This window comes from Aliidongia sp., assembly GCF_035943795.1.
Taxonomy (GTDB): Bacteria; Pseudomonadota; Alphaproteobacteria; order ATCC43930; family CGMCC-115725; genus Aliidongia.
The window spans coordinates 1-8,004 of the sequence record NZ_DASZBY010000047.1 but is presented as its reverse complement, the minus strand read 5'-3'; the positions used below and the strand labels follow the sequence as shown (position 1 = coordinate 8,004).

The following is an 8,004-nucleotide window of genomic DNA, read 5'->3' as shown; positions in this document are numbered from 1 at the left end:
ACGATCAGGCCGGCTTCGAGGATTTCGCGAAAGACGATCAGCAGACTGGCCAGCATCGCGCCACAACTCCCGAGGACCGGCCCCGTGGCCGGGCGATGGTTCAGATATTCAGAACCATTCGCAACTTCGAGGAAACACCTAGCGCAAATGATTTTCCAGGGCAAGCGGCAGAGGGCCGCAGCTCGCGACTGAACCGGCTTCTTCGGCTGCTGCGACAGGAGACGGGCACGCTGCTCCTGCTCGCGCGACTGCCGATCCGCCTGCGCAGGCAGGGCCTGCCCTCCGCTGAGCGCCCTGCCGCCAGCACATGGCCGCCTGCCTTGCCGCCCCGCCGCATTCCCCTATACTGCGCGCCGTCGAATTCCCCCTTATCCCACGTTCGCGCGAGACAAGATTATGAGCGGCAGCATCAAGAAGGTCGTGCTGGCCTATTCCGGCGGCCTCGATACCTCGGTCATCCTGCGGTGGCTGCAGGACACCTACCAGTGCGAGGTGGTGACCTTCACCGCCGACATCGGCCAGGGCGAAGAGCTGGAGCCGGCGCGCAAGAAGGCCGAGATGATGGGAGTGAAGGAGATCTTCATCGACGATCTCCGCGAGGAGTTCGTGCGCGACTTCGTGTTCCCGATGTTCCGCGCCAATGCGCTCTACGAGGGCCAGTACCTGCTCGGCACCTCGATCGCCCGGCCGCTGATCGCCAAGCGCCAGATCGAGATCGCCAAGCTGGTCGGCGCCGACGCCGTCTCCCATGGCGCCACCGGCAAGGGCAACGACCAGGTCCGCTTCGAACTCGGCTATTATTCGCTGAAGCCCGACATCAAGGTCATCGCCCCCTGGCGCGAGTGGGACCTGACCTCGCGCACCAAGCTGATCGAATATGCCGAGAAGCACCAGATTCCGATCGCCAAGGACAAGCGCGGCGAGGCGCCGTTCTCGGTCGACGCGAACCTGCTGCACATCTCGGCCGAGGGCAAAGTGCTCGAGGACCCATGGGCCGAGGCGCCGGAATTCGTCTATTCCCGCACGGTCGCCCCGGAACAGGCCCCCGACACGCCGGAATATATCGAGGTCGGCTTCAAGGCCGGCGATGCCGTCTCGGTCAATGGCACGGCGCTGTCGCCGGCGGCATTGCTGACCAGGCTCAACGAGCTGGGCGGCCGCAACGGTGTCGGGCGGCTGGACCTGGTCGAGAACCGCTTCGTCGGCATGAAGTCGCGCGGCGTCTACGAGACCCCGGGCGGCACCGTGCTGCACGCGGCCCATCGCGGCATCGAGAGCATCACGCTCGACCGCAACGCCGCCCATCTCAAGGACGAGCTGATGCCGCGCTATGCGGAGCTGGTCTACAACGGCTTCTGGTTCTCGCCGGAGCGCGAGATGCTGCAGGCGCTGATCGACAAGAGCCAGGAGCATGTCGAGGGCACGGTCCGCCTGAAGCTGTACAAGGGCTCGGTCAGCATCGTCGGCCGCAAGTCGCCAAAGACGCTCTACAGCCTGGCCCACGTGACGTTCGAGGAAGACCAGGTCTACGACCAGCGCGACGCCGCGGGCTTCATCAAGTTGAACGCGCTGCGCCTCCGCCTGGCCAAGGCCGCCCGCGGCTAAGCCGTCGGCGATGCTCTGGGACATCAGCCCGGCCTTACGGCCGGGCACGCCCGCCTTTCCGGGGGACACGCCCTATGGCGAAGCCCGGACCTGGGTGCTGGGTCCCGATTGCCCGGTCAATGTCGGGGCGATCACGCTCTCGACCCACGCCGGCTCCCATGCCGACGCGCCGCTGCATTACGATGCACACGGTGCGCCGGCCGGGGAGTTCGACCTCGCCCGCTTCATCGGCCCGGCCCGGGTGGTCGATCTGCGCGGCATGGGGCCGCTCGTCCATCCCGACCATCTGGCCGCCGCCCTCGCGACGCCGGTCCGCCGCCTGCTGCTGCGGACTTACGAGCACATGCCGCAGGATCGCTGGGAGCCCGATTTCACCGCCATCGATCCGGCCGCGATCGACCTGCTGGCGGCCCATGGCGTCGACCTGATCGGCACCGATGCCGCCTCGGTCGACCCCGCGACATCGAAGACGCTCGACGCCCATCTGGCCGTCCGGCGCCATGGCATGCTGATCCTCGAAAACCTGGTGCTCGACGACGTGCCGGCCGGCGACTACGAACTCATCGCCCTGCCGCTCAAGCTCTCGAACATGGATGCGGCACCGCTGCGCGCCGTCCTGAGGCCGCTGCCATGACCGTGCTCATCCGTCCCGACCTGGCCGCCCTCGACCGGATCGACCCGCTGCGGCCCTTTCGCGACCGGTTCGCCCTGCCCCAGGGTGTGATCTATCTCGACGGCAATTCGCTGGGCGCCCTGCCGCGGGCGACGGCCGCGCGGGTCGCCCAGGTGATCGAGGCGGAATGGGGCCGCGACCTCATCACCAGCTGGAACAAGCATGATTGGATGGCCCTGCCCGGCCGCATTGGCGACAAGATCGGCCGGCTGATCGGCGCCGCCCCGGGTGAGACCATGGTCGGCGATTCGACCAGCGTGAACCTGTTCAAGGCGCTGGCCGCGGCCGTGCGGCTGAAGCCCGGCCGCAGGATCATCCTGTCGGAGCCGGCGAATTTCCCGACCGACCTTTACATCGCCGAGGGCCTGGCCGCCCTGCTGGCCGAGGGCCACGAACTGCGTCTGGTCGAACCCGACGCGATCGAGGCCGCGATCACCGACGAGGTGGCCGTGGTCATGCTGACCCATGTCAACTACCGTACGGGCCGGATGTACGACATGGCGCGGATCACGGCAAAGGCCCGCGACGCGGGCGCGCTGGTGCTGTGGGACCTGGCCCATTCCACCGGCGCCGTGCCGGTCGACCTCAATGGCGCCGGTGCCGATCTGGCGGTCGGCTGCGGCTATAAATACCTGAACGGCGGCCCCGGTGCGCCGGCCTTCCTGTGGGTGGCCGAACGCTGGCACGGCGAGGTCACCATGCCGCTGACCGGCTGGCTCGGCCATGCCGCGCCGTTCGCATTCGAGACCCGATTCCGGCCGGCGACCGGCATCGCACGCGGGCTGGTCGGCACGCCGCCGATCCTCAGCCTGGCAGCGCTCGAGTGCGGCGTCGACATCCTGCTCGACGCCTCGATCGCGGAAATCCGTGCCAAATCGCTGCGTCAGAGCGCGCTGTTCGCCCAGCTGATCGAGCAGGAACTGGCCGGCCACGGCTTCGCCATCGTCTCGCCGCGCGAAGACGGCGCCCGCGGCAGCCAGGTCTGCGTCGCCCACGAGCACGGCTACCCGATCATGCAGGCCCTGATCGCCCGCGGCGTGATCGGCGACTTCCGCGCCCCCGACATCCTGCGCTTCGGCTTCACGCCCTTGTACCTGGGCTATGGCGAGCTGTGGGACGCGGTCTGGGTGCTGAAGGAAATCATGGAAGACCGGTCCTGGGACCGCCCGGAACATCACGCGCGGGCACGGGTGACCTAGGCGCGGCGACCTCGCTAATCCTCGGCACCCTTCAGCACCGTATCCAGCACTTCGACCGGCGCGTCGCCGTTCTTGATCGTATAGGCGGCCAGCCGCCGGTGATCGTCCTCGAACCTCACGACGAAGCGCATGCCGGTGCGGCCGACCATGCGCTGGACGGTCAGCGTGTCCTGGTCGACCCAGGCATATCCCGTCTCGCCGCGCCTATCGGTGCGCAGGACATAGAGCCGGTCGGACACCGGCACGAAGCGCATCATCACCGGGTCGGTGCCGCCGACCGCGAAGACCAGTTCGTCCTGATGGCGGACCAGCGTTACGTCGAACGGGTTCGGCTTGGACCAGAGCGGCACGTAGAGGGCGCCGGGCGCCTGGCCGCTCTGTCCCTGGAACCGACCCAGGAATGGCGCCAGCCGATCATAGGCCGCTGCCGAGGCCGGACGGGCGCCCAGCGCCGCGATTCCCAGGAACATCGCGCATCCCAAGGCGATAAGTCGCTTCATCGATCGCCCCCGCCTTTCGTAACCCCATGGCTGCTCCGGCGAGACTAGCGCCGCGGCGTCGCCATGGGAGCGCAAATTTGGTAACCGATCGTTTCGAACGGCTATCCGTCTCAAGCAGTGCCGGTCACAGCTCGGTGCGTACTTCCCACAGTTCCGGGAAGAACACGGTCTCCAGCGCCTTGCGCAGATAGGCAACCCCGGCCGTGCCGCCGGTGCCGCGCTTGAAGCCGATCACGCGCTGGACCGTGGTGACATGGCGGAAACGCCATTGCTGGAACCAGTCTTCCAGGTCGACCAGTTCCTCGGCCAATTGATAGAGATCCCAATGGGTCTTGGGATCGCGATAGATCGTAAGCCACGCCGCACGCACGCTGGGGGCGGTGCCGTAGGGCTGGCGTACGTCGCGCCCCAGGACCGCCGGATCGATGGCGAAGCCGCGGCGGGCGAGCAGCTTGATCACTTCGTCATAAAGGCTGGGCGCCGCCAGCGCGGCGTCGAGCCGGGCCGAGAGCACCGGCACGTGCCGGTGCGGCGTGATCATCGCCGCCTGCTTGTTGCCGAGCAGGAATTCGATCTGGCGATATTGCGCCGACTGGAACCCGGAGGACTGACCGAGCGCGTCGCGAAAGCTCGAATAGTCCGACGGGGTCATGGTCGACAGCACGTCCCAGGACTGGATCAACTGCGCCTGGATCCGGCTGACCCGCGCCATCGCCTTGAACGCCGGCTGCAGGTCGTCGGTCGCCAGGAGGGCGCGAGCCTGGGTCAACTCGTGCAGCACCAGCTTCATCCATAGCTCCGTCGCCTGATGGATGATGATGAACAGCAGTTCGTCGGGCTTGTCGCTGCGCGGCTGCTGGGCCGAAAGCAGCGTATCGAGCTGCAGGTAGTCGCCGTAGGACATGGCCTTGGCGAAATCGGTATGCGCCTCGGCCGCTAGGGCGCGCGCGTCGTTTCCGGTCTCGTCGCTCACGGTGTGGCCTCCCTGGTTCACACGAGGACCGATACACCGTGAGCGGGGCCGGGTGCTACTGTTGCAGCACGACGATGGCGCGCCGATTCTGTGCCCAGGCCGCTTCGGTCGAACCCGCGACCGCCGGGCGCTCCTTGCCGTAAGAGACGGTGTCGGCGATCTGTCGGGCGGGAACGCCTGCAGCGATCAGGGCGGACCGGTAGGCGTTCGCCCGTCGAGCGCCGAGTGCCAGATTATATTCCCGGGTCCCGCGCTCGTCGGCATAGCCTTCGACGATCGCGCGGCTCTGCGGATACATGCCGAATAGGGCTGCGATCCGCGTCACGATCGGCTTGGCATCCGCGCGAATGGTCGACTTGTCGGTATCGAACAGGACTGGTATCAACCAATCGGGTTGCCCCTGTTGGGTGGTGGCGATCCTGTCAATCGCGATACCGGGACCCGTTTGGTCGCGGATGTTCTGGTCCTGGCATCCGGTCAGCAACGCCGCCAATGTCAGCACCAGCAGGCCCAGCCGCACGTCCGCCAATGTGTCCAAGATCAATCCCCGCATGATCCACCCTCCCAACGGCCGGCCCCCGGGCCTATGGAAGGGACTTTGATCGCGGACTGCGGGAAATCTTGGGCGCGAATTCGGCTTTTACGTGTTCGATATCGGCGAAATTGCGGCCGGCGGGTCAGACCGCCGGGACGGGCACACCCTTGATGCGGCATGCGGCGGTCAGCGTGTTGCGCAGCAGGCACGCGATGGTCATCGGACCGACGCCGCCCGGCACCGGCGTGATGGCGGATGCCACCGCGGCGGCCTCGTCGAACGCCACGTCGCCGACCAGCCGGCCCTTGCCGTCCGGCGTCGGCACGCGGTTGATGCCGACGTCGATCACCGTGGCGCCGGGCTTGATCCAGTCGCCCCGGACCATCTCGGGCCGGCCGACGGCCGCCACCAGGATGTCGGCCTGGCGGCACACCCCCGGAAGGTCCCTGGTCTTGGAGTGCGCGATGGTGACCGAGCAATTCTCGGCCAGCAGCAGCGCCGCGATCGGCTTGCCGACCAGGGCGGAGCGGCCGATGACGACCGCGTTCTTGGCCGTCAGATCGCCCAGCCGGTCCTTGAGCAGCAGTACACAGCCGAGCGGCGTACAGGGCACCAGGCCCTTGGCACCGTTCCACAACGCGCCGACATTTTCGACATGCAGCCCGTCGACGTCCTTCTGCGGATCGATCGCGGCCACGACCGCCGCCGAATCCAGCCCGGCCGGCAGCGGCAGCTGCACCAGGATGCCATGGATGTCCGGATCGGCATTGAGGCGCGCAACCAGCGCCATCAGGTCGGCTTGGCCGACCGTCGCCGGCAGCTTGTGTTCGACGCCGTGGAAGCCCGCCTCCTGGGTCGCCTTGGCCTTGGAGCGGACATAGACCTGGCTTGCCGGGTCCTCGCCCACCAGCACGACCGCGAGGCCGGGACGGAAGCCGTATTCGGCCTTGAGCCCGGCCGCAGCCACGGCGACGCGACCGCGCAGGCCGAGCGCGAACGCCTTGCCGTCGATCAGCTTAGCCGAGGTATCCACTGGCCAGTACCCACATCTCGCGATTGATGAAGCTGAGGACGAGGATCGCCACGATCGGCGAAACGTCGATGCCGCCCAGGTTGGGCAGGATGTTGCGGATCGGCCGCAGGATCGGGTCGGTCAGGCGGAACAGCATATCGCCGATCACCGCCACCACGCGATTGTAGCGGTTGATGACCCCGAAGGCGGTAAGCCAGCTCAGGACGGCGGATACGATCAGCATCCAGATGAAGATCTGGATGATGCTGCTGACCAGCTCCAGGATCGGAATGATCGGACTCATGACGTTGCGACAGGCCCGTACGTTGGAAAAGCGGAGCGCGGACCCTAGCGTTCCGAGATGCCGCGCGCAAGCGGCGCCCGATGGCCATAAGCCCAACGCATATCGGCTTTTCGCGCACACGCACGACTTGACAGCAGGGGGCTCGCGACGACATACAACCCGTCACCGACCGGTTCGGGATGGGGTCGTAGCTCAGTTGGTAGAGCGCGACGTTCGCAATGTCGAGGTCTGGGGTTCGATTCCCCACGGCTCCACCAAACCGATCGGCCGCGAAAAGGGCTCGACCGAGAAATCGGCCGGGCCCTTTCCCATTGGGCCGCGCGTCCCCAAATGAACTCGTCGGCTTCATCATGGGATGATCGCAGGGATGACGAGTTCGCTCGATGATTGACCGAGAGTCGTTCCGGGAAAAGATCCGCTCGCCGATCCTGCGGAAGCTCCTGGACTATTGGGATGACGTCCGGGGCGAACGGCTGATGCCGAACTGGTCGGACATCAAGCCTGAAGAGATCGCGGCCGTGCTGCCCCATATCTGGGCTTGGCACATCACCGCCGCGGACGAAGCGCGGCTGCGGCTGGTCGGCGAGAGCATCTACCAGGCGATGAGCCGCGATCTGCGCGGCGCGAGGCCGACCGACCTCTATCCGTCGCCGACCGGCGCCGAGATCCAGCAGCGCCTGCTGAAGGTGGCGCGCCTGCCGACCTGCAGCTACACCGTCGGAGACGTCTTCCACGGGCCGCTACAGATCGGGACCGGCGATCGGTTGGCGCTACCCTATGCGGACGGCCGCGGCGGGCTGGGCGTCATCGGCGCCTCGAAACTTGAGCCGGCGAAGGATCCCAATACCGGGAAGCCGATGGAAATCAACCCAAAGGCATTCTTCGTCCTGGCCGGCGAGGAATTCCTGCTGCGGTTGGCCCCCGCCTAGATTTGCATCGGCCGGGCACTGACGCCGATCTTTCGGCAGGCTATGCTCGAGGCCCGATCGGTTTTCCAGGATTTCGGCCCGCCCCGCCATGACCGGCTATCCCAAACCACCGCGCGCCATGCCGCCCGGCGCCTTCGACCCGGCGATCGGCCAAGCCTCGACGCTGGGACAATTGGAAGCGCTGGCAGGCATCACCGACGAGACCCGGATCGAATTCTGGCTGATGTTCGGCGGCATCGAGAACGAGGCCGAACGCCTGGCCGCCGGCGTCGCC

10 protein-coding genes and 1 tRNA gene are annotated in these 8,004 nt (G+C 67.0%); 6 read left to right on the top strand and 5 right to left on the bottom strand.

The window, feature by feature from the left end:
* Window positions 1-396: 396 nt before the first annotated feature.
* The 3 genes from VGV37_RS07940 to kynU are packed head-to-tail and all read left to right on the top strand — an operon-like array spanning window position 397 to window position 3,477.
* Window positions 397-1,605 carry an argininosuccinate synthase gene (locus tag VGV37_RS07940; RefSeq protein ID WP_326879110.1) on the top strand — a complete coding sequence of 403 codons (1,209 nt, stop codon included), beginning with the start codon at window positions 397-399 and terminating at the stop codon, window positions 1,603-1,605.
* 10 nt (window positions 1,606-1,615) lie between these two features.
* Window positions 1,616-2,239 carry an arylformamidase gene (gene kynB / locus VGV37_RS07935; RefSeq protein WP_326879109.1) on the top strand — a complete coding sequence of 208 codons (624 nt, stop codon included), beginning with the start codon at window positions 1,616-1,618 and terminating at the stop codon, window positions 2,237-2,239.
* Window positions 2,236-3,477 carry a kynureninase gene (gene kynU, locus VGV37_RS07930; protein ID WP_326879108.1) on the top strand — a complete coding sequence of 414 codons (1,242 nt, stop codon included), beginning with the start codon at window positions 2,236-2,238 and terminating at the stop codon, window positions 3,475-3,477. Before kynB ends, kynU begins: the two co-directional genes overlap by 4 nt.
* Before the next feature lie 14 nt (window positions 3,478-3,491).
* Here the strand turns inward: kynU and VGV37_RS07925 are convergent, their stop codons facing one another.
* The 5 genes from VGV37_RS07925 to VGV37_RS07905 all read right to left on the bottom strand — a co-directional run bounded on the left by VGV37_RS07925 (window position 3,492) and on the right by VGV37_RS07905 (window position 6,801).
* A complete protein-coding gene (locus tag VGV37_RS07925) occupies window positions 3,492-3,947 on the bottom strand; it encodes a hypothetical protein (RefSeq protein ID WP_326879107.1) in 456 nt (151 codons plus the stop codon).
* Between the two features lie 154 nt (window positions 3,948-4,101).
* Window positions 4,102-4,950 carry a tryptophan 2,3-dioxygenase gene (gene kynA, locus VGV37_RS07920; RefSeq protein WP_326879106.1) on the bottom strand — a complete coding sequence of 283 codons (849 nt, stop codon included), beginning with the start codon at window positions 4,948-4,950 and terminating at the stop codon, window positions 4,102-4,104.
* Between the two features lie 55 nt (window positions 4,951-5,005).
* Window positions 5,006-5,503: an OmpA family protein gene (locus VGV37_RS07915; RefSeq protein WP_326879105.1), complete on the bottom strand. Its 498-nt coding sequence runs from the start codon at window positions 5,501-5,503 to the stop codon at window positions 5,006-5,008.
* A 124-nt stretch (window positions 5,504-5,627) separates the two neighbouring features.
* Window positions 5,628-6,518 carry a bifunctional methylenetetrahydrofolate dehydrogenase/methenyltetrahydrofolate cyclohydrolase FolD gene (folD, locus tag VGV37_RS07910; RefSeq protein ID WP_326879104.1) on the bottom strand — a complete coding sequence of 297 codons (891 nt, stop codon included), beginning with the start codon at window positions 6,516-6,518 and terminating at the stop codon, window positions 5,628-5,630.
* Window positions 6,502-6,801 (bottom strand): YggT family protein, encoded by a 300-nt coding sequence (locus VGV37_RS07905; RefSeq protein ID WP_414637946.1) that lies wholly within the window; start codon window positions 6,799-6,801, stop codon window positions 6,502-6,504. Before VGV37_RS07905 ends, folD begins: the two co-directional genes overlap by 17 nt.
* Window positions 6,802-6,982: 181 nt before the next feature.
* Between VGV37_RS07905 and VGV37_RS07900 the strand changes: the two genes are divergently transcribed.
* The 3 genes from VGV37_RS07900 to VGV37_RS07890 form a co-directional block, all read left to right on the top strand.
* Window positions 6,983-7,058: transfer RNA gene (locus tag VGV37_RS07900), tRNA-Ala, on the top strand.
* 126 nt (window positions 7,059-7,184) lie between these two features.
* Window positions 7,185-7,730: a PAS domain-containing protein gene (locus VGV37_RS07895; RefSeq protein ID WP_326879103.1), complete on the top strand. Its 546-nt coding sequence runs from the start codon at window positions 7,185-7,187 to the stop codon at window positions 7,728-7,730.
* Between the two features lie 88 nt (window positions 7,731-7,818).
* Window positions 7,819-8,004 (top strand): hypothetical protein (locus VGV37_RS07890; RefSeq protein ID WP_326879102.1); only part of this gene is annotated, 186 nt, incomplete at its 3' end.

Excerpts from the sequence above, each read along its gene's own strand:
- VGV37_RS07940 (WP_326879110.1), top strand. The coding sequence starts at position 397 with ATGAGCGGCAGCATCAAGAAGGTCGTGCTGGCCTATTCCGGCGGCCTC.
- kynU (WP_326879108.1), top strand. The coding sequence starts at position 2,236 with ATGACCGTGCTCATCCGTCCCGACCTGGCCGCCCTCGACCGGATCGAC.
- VGV37_RS07905 (WP_414637946.1), bottom strand. The coding sequence starts at position 6,801 with ATGAGTCCGATCATTCCGATCCTGGAGCTGGTCAGCAGCATCATCCAG.
- VGV37_RS07925 (WP_326879107.1), bottom strand. The coding sequence starts at position 3,947 with ATGTTCCTGGGAATCGCGGCGCTGGGCGCCCGTCCGGCCTCGGCAGCG.
- VGV37_RS07895 (WP_326879103.1), top strand. The coding sequence starts at position 7,185 with ATGATTGACCGAGAGTCGTTCCGGGAAAAGATCCGCTCGCCGATCCTG.
- VGV37_RS07915 (WP_326879105.1), bottom strand. The coding sequence starts at position 5,503 with ATGCGGGGATTGATCTTGGACACATTGGCGGACGTGCGGCTGGGCCTG.
- kynB (WP_326879109.1), top strand. The coding sequence starts at position 1,616 with ATGCTCTGGGACATCAGCCCGGCCTTACGGCCGGGCACGCCCGCCTTT.